The organism is Pelagibacterium mangrovi, assembly GCF_036662815.1.
Lineage (GTDB): Bacteria > Pseudomonadota > Alphaproteobacteria > Rhizobiales > Devosiaceae > Pelagibacterium > Pelagibacterium mangrovi.
Genome location: NZ_JBAFXA010000003.1, coordinates 154,812 through 173,678, shown reverse-complemented (window position 1 = coordinate 173,678; position 18,867 = coordinate 154,812). Strand labels below are relative to the sequence as shown.

At 59.6% G+C, this 18,867-nt stretch carries 17 protein-coding genes; 15 read left to right on the top strand and 2 right to left on the bottom strand.

All coding sequences use genetic code 11. The features are described 5' to 3' along the window. The first annotated feature begins 41 nt into the window (after positions 1-41). The 10 genes from V4T21_RS05965 to V4T21_RS05920 all read left to right on the top strand — a co-directional run bounded on the left by V4T21_RS05965 (position 42) and on the right by V4T21_RS05920 (position 9,773). Positions 42-710: a 5-oxoprolinase subunit B family protein gene (locus V4T21_RS05965; protein WP_332714424.1), complete on the top strand. Its 669-nt coding sequence runs from the start codon at positions 42-44 to the stop codon at positions 708-710. Beyond that, entirely contained in the window at positions 707-1,606 is a 900-nt protein-coding gene (locus tag V4T21_RS05960) for a 5-oxoprolinase subunit C family protein (protein WP_332714422.1), read from the top strand. The genes V4T21_RS05965 and V4T21_RS05960 overlap by 4 nt, the downstream gene beginning before the upstream one ends. Further along, positions 1,603-2,340 (top strand): 5-oxoprolinase subunit PxpA, encoded by a 738-nt coding sequence (locus V4T21_RS05955; RefSeq protein ID WP_332714420.1) that lies wholly within the window; start codon positions 1,603-1,605, stop codon positions 2,338-2,340. The genes V4T21_RS05960 and V4T21_RS05955 overlap by 4 nt, the downstream gene beginning before the upstream one ends. Before the next feature lie 232 nt (positions 2,341-2,572). Next, positions 2,573-3,628 (top strand): septal ring lytic transglycosylase RlpA family protein, encoded by a 1,056-nt coding sequence (locus tag V4T21_RS05950; RefSeq protein ID WP_332714418.1) that lies wholly within the window; start codon positions 2,573-2,575, stop codon positions 3,626-3,628. Positions 3,629-3,677: 49 nt separating this feature from the next. Beyond that, complete coding sequence (locus tag V4T21_RS05945) at positions 3,678-4,844, top strand: D-alanyl-D-alanine carboxypeptidase family protein (protein ID WP_332714416.1); 1,167 nt, start codon at positions 3,678-3,680, stop codon at positions 4,842-4,844. A 42-nt stretch (positions 4,845-4,886) separates the two neighbouring features. After that, positions 4,887-5,579 (top strand): dTMP kinase, encoded by a 693-nt coding sequence (gene tmk, locus V4T21_RS05940; RefSeq protein ID WP_332714414.1) that lies wholly within the window; start codon positions 4,887-4,889, stop codon positions 5,577-5,579. Beyond that, positions 5,576-6,607 carry a DNA polymerase III delta subunit-related protein gene (locus tag V4T21_RS05935; RefSeq protein WP_332714412.1) on the top strand — a complete coding sequence of 344 codons (1,032 nt, stop codon included), beginning with the start codon at positions 5,576-5,578 and terminating at the stop codon, positions 6,605-6,607. The genes tmk and V4T21_RS05935 overlap by 4 nt, the downstream gene beginning before the upstream one ends. Before the next feature lie 9 nt (positions 6,608-6,616). Further along, positions 6,617-8,170: a methionine--tRNA ligase gene (metG, locus tag V4T21_RS05930; protein WP_332714410.1), complete on the top strand. Its 1,554-nt coding sequence runs from the start codon at positions 6,617-6,619 to the stop codon at positions 8,168-8,170. Then, positions 8,170-8,952, top strand: a complete 783-nt coding sequence (locus V4T21_RS05925) for a TatD family hydrolase (protein ID WP_332714409.1) — start codon at positions 8,170-8,172, stop codon at positions 8,950-8,952. Before metG ends, V4T21_RS05925 begins: the two co-directional genes overlap by 1 nt. Next, positions 8,949-9,773 carry an MBL fold metallo-hydrolase gene (locus V4T21_RS05920; protein ID WP_332714408.1) on the top strand — a complete coding sequence of 275 codons (825 nt, stop codon included), beginning with the start codon at positions 8,949-8,951 and terminating at the stop codon, positions 9,771-9,773. Before V4T21_RS05925 ends, V4T21_RS05920 begins: the two co-directional genes overlap by 4 nt. Before the next feature lie 39 nt (positions 9,774-9,812). Here the strand turns inward: V4T21_RS05920 and V4T21_RS05915 are convergent, their stop codons facing one another. Beyond that, on the bottom strand, positions 9,813-10,169 hold the full coding sequence (locus V4T21_RS05915; RefSeq protein WP_332714407.1) for a DUF4180 domain-containing protein: 357 nt from the start codon (positions 10,167-10,169) through the stop codon (positions 9,813-9,815). 339 nt (positions 10,170-10,508) lie between these two features. Further along, on the bottom strand, positions 10,509-10,688 hold the full coding sequence (locus V4T21_RS05910; protein WP_332714406.1) for a hypothetical protein: 180 nt from the start codon (positions 10,686-10,688) through the stop codon (positions 10,509-10,511). 1,167 nt (positions 10,689-11,855) lie between these two features. On the opposite strand from V4T21_RS05910, the gene V4T21_RS05905 reads away from it, so the two are divergent. The 5 genes from V4T21_RS05905 to V4T21_RS05885 all read left to right on the top strand — a co-directional run bounded on the left by V4T21_RS05905 (position 11,856) and on the right by V4T21_RS05885 (position 18,752). After that, complete coding sequence (locus V4T21_RS05905) at positions 11,856-12,860, top strand: hypothetical protein (RefSeq protein ID WP_332714405.1); 1,005 nt, start codon at positions 11,856-11,858, stop codon at positions 12,858-12,860. Then, entirely contained in the window at positions 12,857-15,205 is a 2,349-nt protein-coding gene (locus V4T21_RS05900; protein ID WP_332714404.1) for a TnsB C-terminal domain-containing protein, read from the top strand. The genes V4T21_RS05905 and V4T21_RS05900 overlap by 4 nt, the downstream gene beginning before the upstream one ends. Further along, the gene (locus tag V4T21_RS05895) at positions 15,202-16,218 is read left to right on the top strand and encodes a TniB family NTP-binding protein (protein ID WP_332714403.1); all 1,017 of its coding nucleotides are present in this window, start codon (positions 15,202-15,204) and stop codon (positions 16,216-16,218) included. Before V4T21_RS05900 ends, V4T21_RS05895 begins: the two co-directional genes overlap by 4 nt. Continuing rightward, positions 16,215-17,342: a TniQ family protein gene (locus tag V4T21_RS05890; protein WP_332714402.1), complete on the top strand. Its 1,128-nt coding sequence runs from the start codon at positions 16,215-16,217 to the stop codon at positions 17,340-17,342. The genes V4T21_RS05895 and V4T21_RS05890 overlap by 4 nt, the downstream gene beginning before the upstream one ends. 189 nt (positions 17,343-17,531) lie before the next feature. Next, the gene (locus V4T21_RS05885; RefSeq protein ID WP_332714401.1) at positions 17,532-18,752 is read left to right on the top strand and encodes a Fic family protein; all 1,221 of its coding nucleotides are present in this window, start codon (positions 17,532-17,534) and stop codon (positions 18,750-18,752) included. Positions 18,753-18,867 lie beyond the last annotated feature (115 nt).

Genomic DNA, 18,867 nt, shown 5'->3' with positions numbered 1-18,867 from the left:
TTTGGTCCGCCATTGCAAGCCGCACGGAGAAAGGCCTGCCGGTGTCCGAAGACCGTAGTCGCCAGATCGTGCCGCGATTGATGCCTCTGGGCGATCGGGCGGTTCTCGTCCGCTTTGCCGATCGGCTCGATATGGAGGCGAATGCTGCGGCCATAGCCTTTGCTCGCAATATCGAAGCGGCAGGGCTCGACGGCGTTCTGGAGATTGCTCCCAATCTGGTTTCGGTGCTCGTCCGCTACGATCCGCATCGGATCGGCTACAGGGTCCTGTGCGGCGAAATCGGGCTTATCGACCAAACGGGCGAGAGCCGAGAAATGCCGACTGCGCATACTCTGGCCATCTCATACGGCGGGGAGCACGGCCCGGATATTGAAGCGGTGGCCCACAATCTTGGATTGGACGTACCTGCATTCATAAACATGCACGGCGCCGAACCGCTGAGAGTGCTCTCGGTGGGGTTTGCGCCCGGCTTCGTCTATTGCGGCATGCACCCCGAGCAGCTTTCGGTTCCGCGGCGCGAGACGGTGCGGGCATCCGTGCCGGCGGGCAGCGTGTTGTTCGCCGCCCGCCAGACCGCCATCGCGGCGACACAGATTCCGACCGGCTGGCAAGTGATCGGGCGGACGCGATTTATCAATTTCGATGCGAGCGCCATGCCGCCGACCAGCATACGGGCGGGGGACAATGTGCTGTTCGAGGCAATGTCATGAACCGCATTACGCTGACGCGCGTCAGCCCGTTGACCACCATTCAGGATCGGGGGCGCCCGGGGATGCTTGCGTACGGCATCGGGGCGTCCGGACCTATGGATCGCCAGGGATATCGACAGGCCGCATTGGTGACGAAAGGCGCATGTGGTGCCGCCATAGAAATCGGCCAGCAGGGCCTCGATTTCATATATCACGGCGCTCCAATGCTTGCAGGATTTGCCGGCGGCTCGTTCAGGCTCGAAGTGGATGGCAAGCAGCAACCCTGGCCGACGGTCGTCGAGCTTTCCGACGGTGCGGAGGTGAGCGTCCGCACCGGACCCGAGGGCAATTACGCCTATCTGCGCTTCAATAGGGAAATCGACGTTCCCGAAATGCTGGGCAGCCGATCCACCAACGCGACAGTTGGTCTGGGTGGGTTTGAGGGTAGGGCGCTCCGGGCCGGGGATGCGCTGGGCCTTGTCGCGCTGAATAATTCCGCCAGCGAAACGGTAGGGAGCGGCGGCGGCGAATCCGGGCCTATCCGCTTTGTCTGGGGTGTCCACGCCGACCTGTTCGCGCCGGCGATCCGCACGGCGTTCGTCGGTGCGCAGTTTCGCATTTCTCCGCGCATGGACAGGATGGGCGTCCGGCTGGAAGATACCACATCGGTCTTTGATGAGGCGCGGGTGTTGGGACTGGTTTCCGACGCCGTGGTGCCGGGCGATATCCAGATTTTGGGCGACGGGACGCCTATCGTGCTTATGCGCGACAACCAGCCGACCGGCGGCTATCCGCGTATCGGGACCATCATCGATATCGACCTGGACCGTTTTGCGCAGGTGCGGCCGGGCAGAACCGTGACGTTCGCGCCGGTGACTGTCGAACATGCACATAGGCTCGGGGGATGGCGACCATGATCGATCTCAACGCGGATCTGGGTGAAGGCGTCGGCGACGATCGCGCGATGCTGGAGATCGTGACAAGTGCATCGATTGCGTGCGGCGGCCACGCGGGGGACGCGACGACCATGCGTGAGGCGATCAGGAGCGCTCTTGCGAATGGCGTCACCATCGGCGCCCATCCCGGTTTTGTCGATCGCGAGCATTTCGGACGCCGTCGCCTCGACATGCGGGTGGAATTGACGTGCGATCAGGTGATTGCGCAGATCGCCACGCTTGGCAAAATCGCCGACGAGGAAGGCACTTCGATCCAATATGTGAAGCTCCATGGCGCACTGGCAAATATGGCTGCCGAGGATTTCGATCTTGCGCACGCCCTGTTTTCGGCCATCTCCAGAGCGTTTCCGGAGATGGCGATTTTGGCGCTGGCCGCTTCCGCGCAGGTCGAGGCGGCGCGGGCGCTGGGGATTGGCTTCATCCCGGAAGCCTATGCGGATCGCGCCTATACCGCCGACGGGCTGCTTGCATCGCGAAGCCTCGTGGGAAGCGTGATTGAAGACGAGAAAGTCGTCGTGGAACGCTGTCTGCGGCTTGCCGAAAAAGGCGAGACTGTCGCCATGGATGGCAGCGTCTTTCAATCCGACGCCCGATCCATATGTCTCCACGGCGATACGCCGGGGGCGGTCGCCTTGGCCCGAGCGGTTCGTCAAGCATTTGAGGATGCGGAATTTATGGTGCGTCGGGAGGGTTAGGGACGACCGGTTCAGCGTTCCTGGCGGAGGTCGCGCTGGATTCCGGGAATAAATCCCGGAATGACAAACTGGGTTTTGAGGCGCACTCATCGGCGCACATCTGCGCCCTTACCGGACGTCCGGCGACCCCAGAGATTGCCGCCCCGTTAACAGAACCTACACAAAGCTATGGTTTTTCAAGGGTTCGACGCGCGAACGCATCGACAATCTTGTTTGTATTGGGTCGGATTGTATGAGCACCAAAATCGCACCGGCGCGCCGCCGCTCCCTTGCTGCCGCCTTGGGCGCCGCCGCCGTATCCGCCATGGTTCTGGCCGGCTGCGGAGCCGCCGATCTTTTCGCCGGGAATGAGTTTTTCTCGGAATCCTCAATGGGTGTCGGCGCCTCGCCACGGGTGAGCACGGCCTACCATCCTCCCAAGGGGGGCGGGCGCTATCAGGTCGGGCAACCCTATACCGTCGCCGGCAACAGGTTCGTGCCGCGCGAACAGCCCGATCTCGACCAGACGGGCACGGCGTCCTGGTATGGTCCGGCCTTCCACGGGCGCCTCACCGCCAATGGCGAAATCTTCGATCAGCACTATCTCTCTGGCGCGCATCCGACACTGCCGCTGCCTTCCTATGTGCGCGTGACCAACCTCGCCAACAACACCTCGGCGCTGGTCCGCATCAACGATCGGGGTCCATTCTCCAATAGCCGGGTGATCGATCTTTCCCGCCATACCGCGCAGGTTCTGGGCTTCCAGCAGCAGGGCACGGCCAAGGTGCGCGTGCAATATGTCGGGCCGGCACCGCTCAATGGCGACGATACGCGTTTTCTGACGGCCTCGGTCAATCAGTTGACGCCGTATGAGATCAATACCCGCATGGCGTATCAGCAGACCCAGGTCGCCGAGGCCGCTCCGGCGCCGGCTCCCGTCGCAGCGCCCACCCCGGTGGCTCGTCCCACGACGGCCAGCGAGGCTGCAAACGCCGCCGTGGCACCGGCCGCGCCTGACTATATTCCGTTCCAGGTGCTTTCCTATGGCGCCGTTCAGGATTTCGAACCGGTCGCGGAGCCTACGGGCACGCCGATCCGCATGGTACTCGGCACTTTCGACAACGAAGACGCCGCCCGCGCGGTCGCAACCGAGCTTGCGCTGCTGGGCGCCGTCGATACCACGACTGTCGTTCAGGGCGAACAAACCGTGACGCATCTGATGCTGAGCCATCTTCGCGAAGGTGTGACCGCTACAGACGCGCAGGAACTGGCCACATCCCTTGGCTTGTCGCCTACGATTTTGTATTAATCGAGAAAGGCTTAAGTTGGGAGCGGCGCCAAGGCGCCGCTGAAAGCTCATGGTTCGTTTGGGGCGCCTGTGGCGCGCAGCGCTTGTCGGCATCGCGTTTGTGGTTGCTCTGGCGGGCTATGCCAGTGCCCAGCTCGATTTCGACACCGGCGCGCCCTATGCCATTCTCGTCGATCAGGAATCGGGAACCGTCCTCTTCCAGAAGGAAGCCGATACGCCCATCGAGCCGGCCAGCATGGCCAAGCTGATGACGGTTGCCGTGGTTCTCGACATGGTCGATCGCGGCGCCTTGGACCTCACCGACCAATTTTTCATTTCCGAACACGCCTGGCGCACCGGCGGCGCGCCGTCGGGCGGATCGACAATGTTCGCCGAGCTCGGTTCGCAGGTCAGCGTGGACGATCTGCTTCATTCGGTCATCATCCAATCGGGCAATGACGCGGCAATCGCGCTGGCCGAAGGGATTGCCGGCAGCGAAGGATCGTTCGCCGCGATCATGAACGAATTCGCGCTCGATATCGGGCTCGAGGATTCCCACTTCACCAATGCGAGCGGACTGCCCGACCCCGAAATGTATGTGACGGCGCGGGACCTCGCCGATCTGGGCCGCTACATCATCCGCGAATTTCCCGACTATTACCCGGTATTTGCCGTCGAGGACTTCTCCTGGAACGGCATCACCCAATCGAACCGCAACGGGCTGCTGAACCTTGGGATCGGCGTCGATGGCCTCAAGACCGGCCACACCAATTCGGCGGGCTATGGCATCGTCGTCTCGACCACCGAGGGCGGGCGGCGGCTGGTAGGCGTGCTGCACGGTATGGAGAGCGTCAATCAACGCAATGAAGAAGCGCGCAAGCTCATCACCTGGGGCGCGCGCAGCTTCGAGCGCATTCCGGCTTTCGCCGAAAATGCCATCGTGGGCTATGCCAGCGTTTATGGCGGCGCGGAAGCCCAGGTCGGCCTTGTGGGCGAGGGCAGCATCGACATTTATCTGCCGAGGGGCAACAGGCGGTGCCTTTCGGCCAATATTGCCTACACCGCACCGATCCTGCCGCCCGTCCAGACCGGCGACAGGCTTGCGCAACTCAACATACTTTGCGATGACCAGCTCATCCAGAGCGCGCCGCTTTATGCGGCCGAATCTGTGGGCGAGGGCGACATCGTGCGCAAGGCGACCGATGCTCTTTGGGAACTGGCCTTCGGCTGGATCTGACCAGCCGGGCTTCGCCGGCATAACGAGAGCAGAACGGACACCATGGCTGCAGACCAGGAGCGATCGATAAAGCCGCGTTTCATCACCTTCGAAGGTGGTGAAGGCGTGGGCAAATCGACCCAGGTGCGCCGGCTCGCCGGCCGATTGGCCGAACTGGGCATCGCCGCCGTTCGCACACGCGAGCCCGGCGGCACGCCCAAGGCCGAGGCGATCCGCTCGTTCATCCTGCAAGGAAAGCCCGAGAGCTGGGGCGTGGGCGCGGAAGCCGTGCTGTTCGCGGCGGCACGGCTCGATCACGTCGACGAGTTGATCGCGCCATCGCTGGCGGCTGGAAAATGGGTCATTTGCGACCGCTTCGCGGATTCCACGCGGGCCTATCAGGGGCTGACCGGCGGCGTTGACGACAAACTGATCGACGCGCTGGAGCATCTGGCCCTTCACGGCCATACGCCGGACCTGACGATCATCCTCGACATGGACCCCGACCTCGCCTTCGAGCGCGTGCGTCAGCGCGCTATGGACGACGGCATGCCGGCCCTCGCGGACCGCTTCGAGAAGGAGGACCTCTCCTTTCACCGCCGCCTGCGCGACAATTTTTTGGCAATCGCCATCGCCAATCCAGGCCGTTGCGTGGTGCTGTCCGCCGATACGGAGGAAGACGAGCTGGCCGCGGCGGTCTGGGGCGCGTTGATGGATCATTTTCCCGATCTGGCGCGCGAGGGGCTGACCCGGTGAGCGTGGAACGGCGCGAAGCAGACCAGATCGAGGGCGTTCCGACGCCCGAATTCAGCAGGCTGGTCGGGCATGACGGCGCGTTTCAATCGCTGATGAGCGCCCTGGAGCGGGGGCGGCTGCCAAGCGCGATCCTGCTTCACGGTCCACGCGGCGTCGGCAAGGCGACATTCGCATTTGAACTCGCTCGCACGGTGCTGGCGCGCACCTCCGACGAAACCGAAGCGCGCGTGTCGGCACAGATCGCCGCGCTTTCGCACCCCAATCTCTTCGTTCTGCGGCGCGCAGCCGATCCGGCCAATAGCGAGCGCTATTTTTCCGCCATCCGCGTCGATGACGTCAGGGCCATGCGCGATTCGCTGCATCAAACCCGGGGCAGGGCGGGGTATCGCGTGGCCATCATCGACAGCGTCGACGACTGCAACGTCAATTCGGCCAACGCGCTGCTGAAGACACTCGAGGAGCCGCCCGCCGAGACGATGTTCATCGTGATATCGCACCGGCCGGGGGGAATGCTCGCGACGATCCGGTCGCGGTGCCAGAGCTTTGGTTTGCGGCCGATTGCAGATGCGGAGGTCGAGGGCGTCATTTCGGGCATCCGCACCGCTATCGCGCCCGACGAACTCTCCCGCGCCGTCGGCTTTGCGCAGGGGCGCCCGCGTCGCGGTTTCGAGGCCTTGATGCTGGAGGAAGGCGACGTGCTCGATGCGCTCCAGACATGGTTTCAGGCCCCGGCATCCCATCCCACCCGCGCACATTTGAAGATCGCCGACGGGTTGGCCGCAGCCAAGGGCGCGGAACTGGCCTTTGCGCAGGACGTCATCCGCGACTGGCTGGCCGCCGAGGCCGAAACCGCCGCCCGAGAAGGCGTTTCCGCGCGTTTCCGCCTTGCGTCGGCCAATACACTATGGGAGAAGGCCAACGCCCTTGTCGCCGATGCCGATATCTACAATCTCGACCGGCGGCAGACGTTGGTCGCGGTGTTCGATCTGATCCGCGACCATGTGCGCAGAACCACTCCCGTGAGCTGACAGACGCCCATGAGCCGCCCGACCTTTTACATCACCACGCCGATCTTCTATCCCAACGGCGTTCCCCATATCGGCCACGCCTATACCGCCATCGCCAGCGACGTCATCGCGCGTTTTCACCGGCTGGATGGCAAGGACGTGTTCTTTTTGACCGGCACCGACGAACACGGCCAGAAGATGCAGCAGACGGCCGAAAAGGAAGGGATCACCCCGCTCGAACTGGCGACGAAGAACTCGCAGGTGTTCAGGGATCTGTGGGCCAAGCTCAACATTTCCTACGACGACTACATCCGTACCACCGAACCGCGCCACTACGCGGCATCCCAGGCGATATGGGAGAAAATGCTCGCCAAGGGCGACATCTATCTCGACTCCTATTCGGGCTGGTATTCGGTGCGCCAGGAGGCGTTTTTCGACGAGAAGGAAACCACGCTCGGAGACGATGGCGTGCGGCGCGAGCCGCTGGGTTCGCCCGTCGAATGGGTCGAGGAGGAGAGCTATTTCTTCCGCCTTTCCGCCTATGGCGACAAGCTGCTCGCCCATTACGAGGCCAATCCGGGCTTCATCCTGCCGGCGGAACGGCGCAACGAGGTCGCGAGCTTCGTCAAATCGGGCCTGCGCGACCTTTCGATTTCGCGCACGACGTTCGACTGGGGCGTCCCGGTGCCCAACGATCCCAAGCACATTATGTATGTGTGGGTTGATGCGCTTACCAATTACATCACGGCGGCGGGGTATCCGGACGAAAGCGCCGAGCGCTGGAAGTACTGGCCGGCCGATATCCATATGATCGGCAAGGACATTGTCCGGTTCCACGCCGTTTACTGGCCGGCGTTTCTGATGAGCGCCGGGGTCGAGTTGCCCAAGCGGGTTTTCGCCCACGGCTTCCTGTTCAACCGCGGCGAAAAGATGAGCAAATCGGTCGGCAACGTCGTCGATCCGTTCGGGCTGGTCGACAAATACGGTCTGGACGCCATGCGCTATTATTTCCTGCGCGAGGTGTCGTTCGGGCAGGACGGTTCGTACAATCACGAAGCGATCGTCAACCGCATCAACGCCGATCTCGCCAACGATCTGGGCAATCTGGCCCAACGTTCGCTGTCGATGGTGGCCAAGAATTGCGACGGGCAAGTTCCGACGCCTGGCGAATTTTCAGCCGACGACCAGGCTATTCTCGCGGCAGCCGACGCATTGCTCGAAGCCTCGCGCGAGGCCATGGGCGATCAGGCCATCCATCAGATGCTCAACGCCGTTTGGCAGGTCGTCGCCGACGCCAACCGCTATTTCGCTGCGCAGGAACCTTGGGCGCTGCGCAAGACCGATCCGGCGCGCATGGCGACGGTGCTGTACGTGACCATCGAAATCGTGCGCCAGGTGGCGATCCTCGCCCAGCCGGTGATGCCGGAATCGAGCGCCAAGCTGTTGGATTTGCTTGGTCTGCATGCTGAAGGACGGTCCTTCGAGCAGTTGGGCAGCTATGGCCGCCTGGCACCTGGAACGCCGCTTCCGCCGCCGCAGGGCATCTTCCCGCGCTATGTGGAAAAGGACGAAGGCGCAGCCTGATGCTCGTCGACAGCCATTGCCACCTCGATTTCGACGTTCTCGCCGACGATATTGACGGCGTGCTGGCGCGCGCGCGCGAAAACGGGGTAGGGCGGATGGTCACGATCTCCACCCGCATCCGCCGCTTCGACAAGCTGTTGGCTATCGCAGAAGCCCATGACGACGTTTTCTGCTCCATCGGCACGCATCCGCACAATGCGCATGAGGAACTCGACATAAGTGTCGACGAAATCGTCGCTTTGGCGCAGCACCCTAAATGCATCGCCATTGGCGAAGCCGGGCTGGATTACCACTATGATTCCTCGCCACGCGACGCTCAGGCGCAGGGGTTCCGCAACCACATCGCCGCCTCGCGCCGGACCGGACTGCCGCTCGTTATTCACGCCCGCTCGGCCGACGACGACATGATCGCCATCCTCGAAGAGGAAACGGAGCAGGGGGCCTTCCCCTTCGTTCTCCATTGCTTTTCGTCCGGCGCGGAACTCGCCCGGCGCGGGCTCGCCTTGGGTGGATATGTGTCGTTCTCGGGCATCGTGACGTTCAAGAACGCTCAGGAAATCCAGGACGTCGCCAAATTCGTGCCCGATGATCGGTTCCTCGTCGAAACCGATGCGCCTTATCTCGCCCCGGTTCCGCATCGCGGTAAACCCAATCAGCCCGCCTTCGTGCGTCATACCGCCGAAAAGCTGGCCGAGTTGCGCGAGGTGCCGTTCGAAACCATAGCCGAGCAATCCACAGCCAATTTCAAACGCCTGTTTTCAAAGGCGAAATTCGAGAAATGATCGATCAGCCCGCCACCCGTATCACTGCGAGAATTCTCGGCTGCGGGTCATCGGGCGGGGTGCCGCGTATCGGCAACGTCTGGGGCGCGTGCGATCCTAACAATCCCAAGAATCGCCGCAGGCGCTGTGCATTGCTCCTGACCGGCACACGAGAGGATGCCGAGGGCGTCACCCGCATTCTTATCGATGCAGGCCCCGATCTGCGCGAGCAGATGCTCGATGCCCAAGTGCCTGCAATCGACGGCGTTTTGTTCACGCACGAGCACGCCGACCATACCCACGGCATCGACGATTTGAGGGTTCTGGCGCTCAACGCGAAACGGCGCGTGGATGTCTACATGTCGATCGCCACGGAGGTTCGCCTGCGCGAAGCGTTCGGATATTGCTTTACGGCCCCGGAAAACAGCCCATACCCGCCAATTCTCAACGCCCATTCCATTGCCGCAGACGAAGGCGTGGTGATCGAGGGAGCGGGAGGTTCTATCGCTATCCAGCCGTTCGAACAGCAGCACGGCTCCATTACATCTCTGGGATTTCGCGTCGGCCGCTTTGCTTATTCATGCGATCTGTCCGGCATCCCTTCGACCTCTCTGGCTGCTGTGGAAGGCCTCGATACCTGGGTGATCGATGCGCTGCGCTACGCGCCGCATCCGAGCCATCTGAGCCTTGAGGAATCCCTGGAGCTGATCGAAGCCCACGCACCACGTCGGGCCATTTTGACCAATCTTCACGTCGATATGGATTTCGACGTCCTCGCCGGCCAAGTTCCAGCCCATGTGGAACCGGCATATGACGGCATGGAAATTGAAATTGCCCTATAGGGATAGCACTCGAATCCTAGCTTTCCCCATGCGGAAAGTTTATCCCAGCCGGCTTTCCAGAGTTGCCATGTCGGGTAAAAACCAAAGCGTATCGCCTTGGTTTGTTTCATAAACATAATCACGAAACGATTTGCTGTCGGCCTGATAGTCCGCAACATCACCGACGATGACGAGTTGCAGCCGGTAGTTCGCGAACTTCTGCGCCATCTCACCCAAAAGCCCCGACCGCAAGGCAAAAGCATCCTCGGGCAGATCGTCGACACGCACGGCAACGACACGCGCATCATTTTCCCAAGCCAGCGCTATGAGGTCGTTGGCCAGAGCAGGATAGGCGAAGAGTTGCTCGCCAATCACGACGACCGAATGACCACCAAGCTTGACGATATCGCGCTTCATCTTCGAATTGCCGGCTCTGGCTGGCCTATGGAGCGGCTATCATGCCTAATTTCAGGAGATTCGCACAGGCTTCGAGATATCGCATAGCAATCACTGCACCAAAAAGTTCCATAATATAGATTATGCGAATTTGATATATTGCCTGCTGAGATAATCGAACCGCCGAAGCTGTTTTCGACTCCATAAGCCGACAACCTACCCCGTAACACAACACCCACGCGTGGCTTGGAGGTCCTAAGCGACATCATAAAGTGACAACAACCGTCAACTGAAATGACGGCATAAGATGACCGTGAGGGACCAAAATTTTTCGGAGCCTCAAAGGATTACAACACCGGCTCAGGGCCGGTCGCGTCGTCTTTCCTTCAGGATGTCTTCCATTAACAGATAGACATGCGTCCGCTTTTCCAGAGCCTCAACTTTCAAGGCCTGGATGAGTTTGGGATCGAGGTAAACGAGCAAGGGCCGACGTCCGTCACGACGCTCGTTACTTGGCTGCGAGTCGGGCTTGGAGCGCATGAGCTCTTCCTACCACGACTGATTTTCCCAGCATAGGCCGTGCCACGTCTTCTCGCTGGACAAGTGATGTTCACCTTTCGGTGGATATCTAGATATCTAGCTTTCTATTGACGACCACATATTCAATGGTCTTAAATGCTGCCAAGGCTGATGCAGGCGGCCTTCGCTGCCTACTGTCGTTCATTCGAGATGCACTCCGATGAGCAACCATGAGCCTGCTGCCGTAGACCTAAAGCGATATCCTGGTTTTCACTGCTTCAAGAGTGGCGACGCCATTCACTACCCGAGGCGTTGGCAAAGAGACGCCCTTATACAGGCTGCACTCGATCCAGTCGTGACATCACTCGATCCTCTTGAGCCTGGGAGCTGGCCACCGGGAGTGGAGTTCGCTTTTAAGGCAACGATCAATTCGACCGTTTTCATTTGCCTGTTGAGCGATACGAAAGACCGCCACCTCTTTGACAGCTATGGCGGCGCAATCCTGCGCCTCAGTCGCGCGGCCCTGCGGGTCGAACCATTGTGCTCGACCGGACGAGCCGTTTGGTCGAGGAAGCGGCTCACTATCGACCCCGCTGTCCGGTACAAGTCTCTCGAAGCAGCCTCCGCACGCGCTGAAGGAGCACCCGCCAAGGCGGTCTTGGCGGAGATTGCGATTTCTCAGTCAAATCCGATCGATCAGTTGTTGGCCATGTTAGCTCAGGGTGTGCTGACTGCAGATTTGTCTTCCGGACTTAGGGGTACCACCCTGCTCCGTCCAGGACCATCTTTCGAATCGCAAAGCGAATCGAATCCTCGTCAACGGCTGCATAAGATTCTTACAAGCCGCACCGACGAGCCCTGCCGATAATGCGATCGACCGCAGATCGAGATGATCGCACACTCCCTTCCAGGGGCTAGTGAATGTGGTCAGGGAAGGACCAGTCGGAGTGGGAAAAAGCTCAATTATCTCCGGAGCTTACACCCCCACCGAGAGTAAGGATCTACGATAATAAAGCTTGCTAAATCCTTGGCCAGACTCTGCTTTTCGCCCTGGCCTGAAATGCACGAGTCGAGCCGGATTCGAATTTTCCGCTTTTCCTTTGCAGAAATTCGACGGACAATTTTTGAAGTCGCAACTAGGGATTCTTAAAGCTCATCACCAAACGAAAAGGGCATCCTCGCCAAAGGATGCCCATCGATACCGGCCCCCACCACTACGAAAAGGACCGGCCACTTTCAATTTCTGTGCGTCAAGCACACCAGGATGCTGCATCGCGGCTTGGCTTAAGTCAAGCGAATGACGCTCTGGAGTGCGTGAACGAACGTCTGCGCCCCCGGAACATGTCAAAAAGCGTCCACTCGTCCGAAATGCCGAATATAGAGACAACGTCTCAGAGCACCGAGTTAAGCCTTGGTGCACGTCGCTTGTTGACAGGTGTCGGAACTCCGGTCGACGCCCCCTACCCTTTTGCCGATCAGGTCCTAAAGCGGCAGAAGCGGAAACACGAATCCATACGCGGTTCCGAGGCGCGCATCGTCCGCTCGGCGGGAAGCTCGAATTATACGGGCATCGTTCCCCTATTCTGTCTCGAGCGTGCCACGAAAGCCTTCGAGTCGCTCATTGAGAAAGATTTCTGGATCGTCCTGGACTTCATGATGCGCGATGTCGTCGACGCAAAAGCGCAACCCGGCGCCATTGAAATTGTAGTCGGGAGCAAGACCGAAAGGTGGTATCCCGACATGTGGATCCGCCGCCACGGGCGTCGCGATCTCCTGGTCGAATGCAAGCCGGCCGCCATTGTGCACCCGGCTTCCTGCAGCCACCCGGCTGAAGCGCTCTACATGGAACGCCGGATCGCGGCTATGGAGGAGGCGGCGAACGGCATGGGCATGGATTTTGCCCTCTTTACCGAGCTCGAAATCAGGACCGAACCGCGCCTACACAATGCCAAAACCATGCGCCGAGCGCTTTCGGCGCAACTTCCCACCGACCTTCTGCGGGAAGCCGCCGCATTATTGCCGAGCCTTCCCAGCATAATGACAGTTCGCCAATTCTCACACGAAATCGGTCGGTATGCGGGCGCCGCCATGGCCATCGCGTGCTGCCTTGATCGCAGCGGCGCGATTGAACTCGATGCTGGATCATATTTTCTGCCCGAGACCAGCTTCCGGAATCGGAAGGCTGTCGAATGAAGCAGGTCATCGTAACGGAAAAAGACCTGGCGAAGGGCTCTGTCGTTTGGATCAAACGGCGGCGCTGCACCATTGTCGATGTCCATCCGATCACGGGTTTAAGACTGTTCCAACGTGCGGGCTCAGACAAGGAGTACTCGCTCACCCGGCACGAGCTGCAGCTCCTCGTCAGAAAATGGGACATCGTTCCTGACCGGATTCACCAAGCGTTACCCGCGTCGGTACGCGAAGTTCTCTCTTCCGAATGGCACCTCTTCGATCCTGAATTGCGCGAGCGCGCCGAAGCACGAGCTGCCATCTGCCGAGCTCTCGATCGCTTCGGGCCGGTGATGCGTCGTCAGGAGGCAGTTATCGAGAGGGTCATCGCAGAAGTTTCGAGCACCCTAGGGCCAGAGATAAAACTGCCCAGCCCGCAACGTATCAGGCGTCATTGGGACCTCCTGTGGATCGCAAGTCTGAAAGATCCCCGATCCTTGCTGGATTTGGCACACCTCAGAGGCAATCGCCGACCGTATGACAAAGATAGTTATCGTCCCGTGATCGAGCTTGTGGAGGGATTAATCACCGAATTCATTACCTCGAGAATAAATAAAGTCGAAAGCTTGGCCAACGTCCAGCAGCTCGCTGACGACTTGGTATCTATCGCGGTCGAGGCCAAGGACTGGCGCGCGCATCCCTTCATCCACACGCTTCGGGAGAGCATCGGCCAAGCTGCCCTCGAGAAGCACCCCATTCCGTTGTTGCTTGATCGTGTTTTCAGTGATCCGAATTGGTCATTGCATCCACTGGTCGATGCCGACCAGCGCCATATCGGAGCGAACCTGGTTCGCAACAGGTTTCGGCGCCGCAATTTCTATGAGCGCATGGCCTATCGGACCAATCGAAAGGAGGCACGGCGTCTTGCCGCCGGTATCGGAGAGGGGCCGATCGTCGACTTGCCACTGCAGCGGGTCGAGGGTGACTCTACGGTCGTGGACCAACTGGTGGTTATTGTCGACGGCAAGCCCAAGCGCATGGAGATTACATTCCTAAAAGACAAGTGCTCGGGTGCGATCACCGGTTTGCATCATTCGTTCGAGAAGTCTAACTGGTTCACGATGCACGAAGCGATCCGAATGTCCGCTTTGCCCAAGCAGGACTACCTGAATTCCTTCAAATATAAGTTCGTCAATGATTGGCCGATTGTCGGTGTTCCCGACGTGCTCGTTCTCGACCGTCATGCTACGCACCGAGGTTCGGCACTGGCCGGCATGGCCACCAAGCTCGGGTTCGAGATCGATGATATGCCGGCAGCCAGTGGACATCTCAAAGGCGGCGTCGAAAAGGGCTTGGGCGACTTCATGCACCAACACATCGTGAGTCAACCGGGATATGTGGGATCTAACGCGCAGGAGCGAGATCCAGACAAGGCGGCGCCGGAATGTACCGAGCAAGAGGCGGTCGAGGCCGCGGTAGCCTATGTCGTGGATTACTACAACCAGCAAATCGAACCCGGCACCGGCGAAATCCGGATTCATCGGTTTAAGCGCCTCATGGATCAGACGCTCGCCTGGAAGATGCCACCGGACCCCAGCCTTTTCCCGGGTAAGCCGGTGTCGGCAAAGCTAACGGTACATGGCATCAAGCTCAACGGCCTGAAGTACAGATCCCCCGAGCTGACGCAAATGTTTTTCGAAGCGGGCGGGAATGTCGACGTCGTAGTATTCATTCCCCGGTACCAGCCGGACGTCATCCTCGTCGGGCAATTGACTGGTGCAGGTCATGTCGAAGGCTACCTCCAAGGCAGATTCGCAGGCCTCAATCTCAGCCACGATCAAGCCTTGGCAAAGCATCGCGAAGCCAAACGCAACAAGGCCACGCCGGACCAACGCAGGAAAGCGAGAGACGGTCGTGTCAACCAGGTCATGGCAAACGACGTGAGGCGGGGCAAGCCGCGGCGCGCGAAAGTCGTTACCTCTCCTCCGACAAAGGCCGGCGCGAACCTCGCTATTCCGCCGGTTGACCAATCCGTCAGCTTGTCTCGTGAATTCTCCGGCCACAACATGAGTATCCGACACGACTTCGAGACCTATAACAAGCTCGGAGGCGCCTACGCACGACCGGGGCCGGCATCAAGAGCCATAGAGCACTCGATCGACGCGGCCGCCCGGGCCGGTGAGCAGGTCCCTGCTCTACCCCAATCAACCGGCTTTTCTCCCGACGTTCCCAACCCGAACGCCAAGTTGCCGGTCTCGGTCGTTTTAGCATCGGAAAACATCGCGTCCAGCCAAGAGAGTAAGCCTCACCCCGAACCCGAGAGTCACTCGGAGTTGCCGTCGCTGCCAGAGGGACCGTTCAAATTATGACAGGCCAGTATGCAAGCATGACCCCCTTCGAGCGCAATATGGCGGTGGGCCACGGCATGACCTCACTGCACATTACGCGGCGTATCGTTGCCGGCCTTGAGAGCATGTTCCGACGTGCGGGTACGAGTACGCAAGGAAACATTTACGCGATAGTCGGTCCAACCCACGTCGGTAAAAGCACGGCACAGAAGATATTCATGATCCAGAAGGCTCAGCAGCTCGGCGGATTTGTCGAGAACGTGAAGCCGGGAGAGAACGACTTTCCTGAGGTCGCCGACGTGTCGTACGTCACGGTGCAGGACGCGAATGGCAGGTTGAAGCACCCCGTCATGAGGATCGAAATACATGAGAATCCGACGGTTAAGGCACTCGGCACCCATGTGGCGCGAGCACTCGCTCGGGACGAGGACCCTCCGAGATTTAGCAACTTGAACGAGATGACCGCTTTTTTCACTCGGCAGTTGCGCGGCAAGGGCGTCAAATTGGTAATATTCGATGATGTTCAAGAGATCGGTCGGGTGACGGGCGCGGCCAGGAACCAGGCAGTCGTCTTGTTCAAAGCGTTGTGCAAGACCGGGCATACTGAAGTGGCTGCTGCAGGCATCGAGGGTACGCTGGAGGTTTTGTCCTCGGACAAGCAGACTGCGGACCTCACGACGAAGCGCCACATCTTCGAACCCCTGCCCTGTCCCCCCTGGGACGACGAGAACGCAGATGTCTCGCAATCCGCATTCGTTACTTTCATGCGGGAGATGAAGGCTCATCTACCGTTTGATCGTGAGAGCGCTATCGACGAACGCGACATAGCCGAACCCATGTGGCACTACAGCCAGGGCGTAATCGGCGTTGCGAAAACTCTCCTTCAGGAAGCAACCGACTACGCCATCCATCGAAACCTCCCCGCTATCGACCGCAAGGTGCTCAGGGATGTCGTGACGTACGAGATGGACTTGGCGGACCACCATAACCCGTTCAACGACGAGGTGGGTGGCGGCGGGAGGCGTTTGTCATGACGCCCCGGCAGCGCAATCCGTCCGTGATCATCGAGCCCATGGCGTTCGAGAGCGCCCGAAGCTATGCAATCCGTGCCTGCATGGAGAACGGGTGGCCGCGGCAGCGCGATTTCTTGAAAAGGGTCGGCCTTACCGGGCCCCGATTGTTGGCACGGTCGCAGCCCGACGAGGTGGCTGCTGCTTTAGGTTTGCGACAGGACGAGCTCGCGACGCTGCCGGGAATTTGGACCAAACACGATGTCGACTTTTCCGGTCATCGCATACAGTTGACGAAAACGAGCAAGTTTCACCGCCGCGTGTGCAAACATTGTTTGGCTTCCATGCCTGCCGCTCCTTTCGAGTGGGAACTGGATTTCATATCAGATTGTCCCGAGCATGGACCGCTCGTCAGCCAATGTGATTGCGGCCAACCTCTGACGTGGAACGATCGCCATTTGGCGTCGTGCGATCGGTGCCCTGCCGAAGACGTCATCGCATCTCCAACTATAACGCCCGAACCAAAAGATTTGCCTTGCCAACTGTACCTTCTGGGTCGGCTCGGACGTCGGGAGCGCATCACCTGCTCCATTCTGGACCCGCTGCCCGTCGACTTGGTGGTCGACGTTGTGAGAGCTATCGGCGCCCTATTGGCGAAGGGCTTCGCCACCAAACACCCACTGCCTGAAAGTGAACTCGAACTCGTGGAGTGGGCGGAGGCGGGCTTCGGTTGGCTTCGGTGTGATGACCTTTCGGCGAACATCCCCACCGGGATTGTCGAAGCCTTCCGGAGGACACAGGGCATCTTGTGTCCGCGGGAGCCAATTCGCGCTCTTGGATTTATAGCCGATCTGGTAGCTCTGCATCTCGACGAGGGGAAAGTCCTCTCATCATTGTTGGCACGGCGCCTCGGCAAAGCGCTTGGGTATCCGGTTACCGATATTTGGCGAACCGATTACCGCGATATCGACTTCTGTCTGGCCTCATCGGGGCTTAATAAGACCGAGTTCTTTCAAATCCTTGTTGAGCGTAACTGGTTATCCCGCTGCCGGGACTGCAACGGTGCTTTTTTCGTACCTGTAGATACATTGTGGGAAGTTGGCTGCATCGCGCGAGCAAGCAAGACCCGGCGACCTTCGTCGCGGTAGAGATCACCGGTACTGCGTCGATGACAATGTCGTGCCGCCACTTCCACCAGTCAGGTCTCCAGCACTCGGTGATCGTAGGGTCGCACACCGAGAACCTTCAACACTCATGCGTTAAAGTTTGCTTATTGAACTTTTCACCAAAAACCCTCAATATGAATACCAACCGAGGCTGCTTGTTGAAGGTTATCGATGAAGCGCGATGCATTGGTCGGAGCCGTCCGTGAGCGGCTTACACGTTATCCGCCTCCATTCGAATCCCATTATGGTATGGTTCCGCCGCCACCGGAGACCCGGTCCGTTGGTCTGGGCACCTTCGCCAAGGTGCAGCATGAAGCGGTCGCCGCGATGGCGCGCATTGAGGTCATGGCGCAAGAGTATCATGATCCCTACGTGCTTAGTCGCGTGCTCTCTCGCAAAGAGGCCGTCAGTAGTTCGTCGATCGAAGGTACGAACAGCACCCTGGATGAACTCCTATCGGTCGAAGAACAGGATGAGGACGCGCAATCAGCCGCTCTCCAGGTAAGAGGATATGCCCGCGTTCTCGATACCGTTCTCGCGCGAGCATCTGAACTCGGACCGGACGTTTTCACCATCGACTTGTTCCGGGAATTGCATGCTTCGGTGATGAAGGATGACGACCATTACGATGATGAGCCGGGGCAGTTCCGGACGCGAGTCGTGTGGATCGGCGGGGGGCGAGGCATAGAAAACTCGACCTACAATCCCGCTCCACCCGACGACATCGAACCGTGCCTGCACGAATTGGTCGATTACCTGCGGGACAATGGAGAGCATGTGCTCACCCAACCGCTCATGATGCGAATGGCGATCGCCCATGCCCATTTCGAAGCGGTTCACCCGTTCCGAGACGGCAACGGCCGCGTTGGGCGCCTGCTGCTGCCGTTGATGATGGCTGCAGAGAAATTGACGCCGATCTATATGTCGGGATACATCGATGCAAATAGGCAAGCCTATTACGACGGCCTCAAGCAGGCGCAGCAGCGGCTAGAGTTCGCTCCGCTGGCGGGTTATTTCTCGCAAGCGGTCGTTGCGAGCGAGAAAGAATTGATGACGACCCGGAATGCTCTCGAACGCCTCCATACGATGTGGCTCGACAGGCGGCGGTTCCGGGCGAATTCGGCTGCGGCGCTGATGCTCGACGTCCTGCCCCACTATCCCGTTACGACGATTGGTCGAATGGCCAGCATTCTCGGCGTGAGCTTCAACGCGGCAAAGGCCGGCATAGACCAATTGATCGAGGCGAACATTCTGTCCGAGCGCACCGGTTACAAGCGGAACCGGATCTTCAGTGCACCCGAGGTTCTCGACATCCTAAATAGGCCATTCGGCGCCGACTGGGACTACGAAGCGCCGGACGACTATCAGGAAGAGCGCTCGTTCAGGCCCTAGAAGCGGAAAATGAGTTTTTGCCAGATCTCACGCTCGCAACTGTGAACGGGGCATTCGGCTGTCTCGGCGTCAGACTGGCTCGCCTCAAATGACAAACAAAACAATATCGGGACTC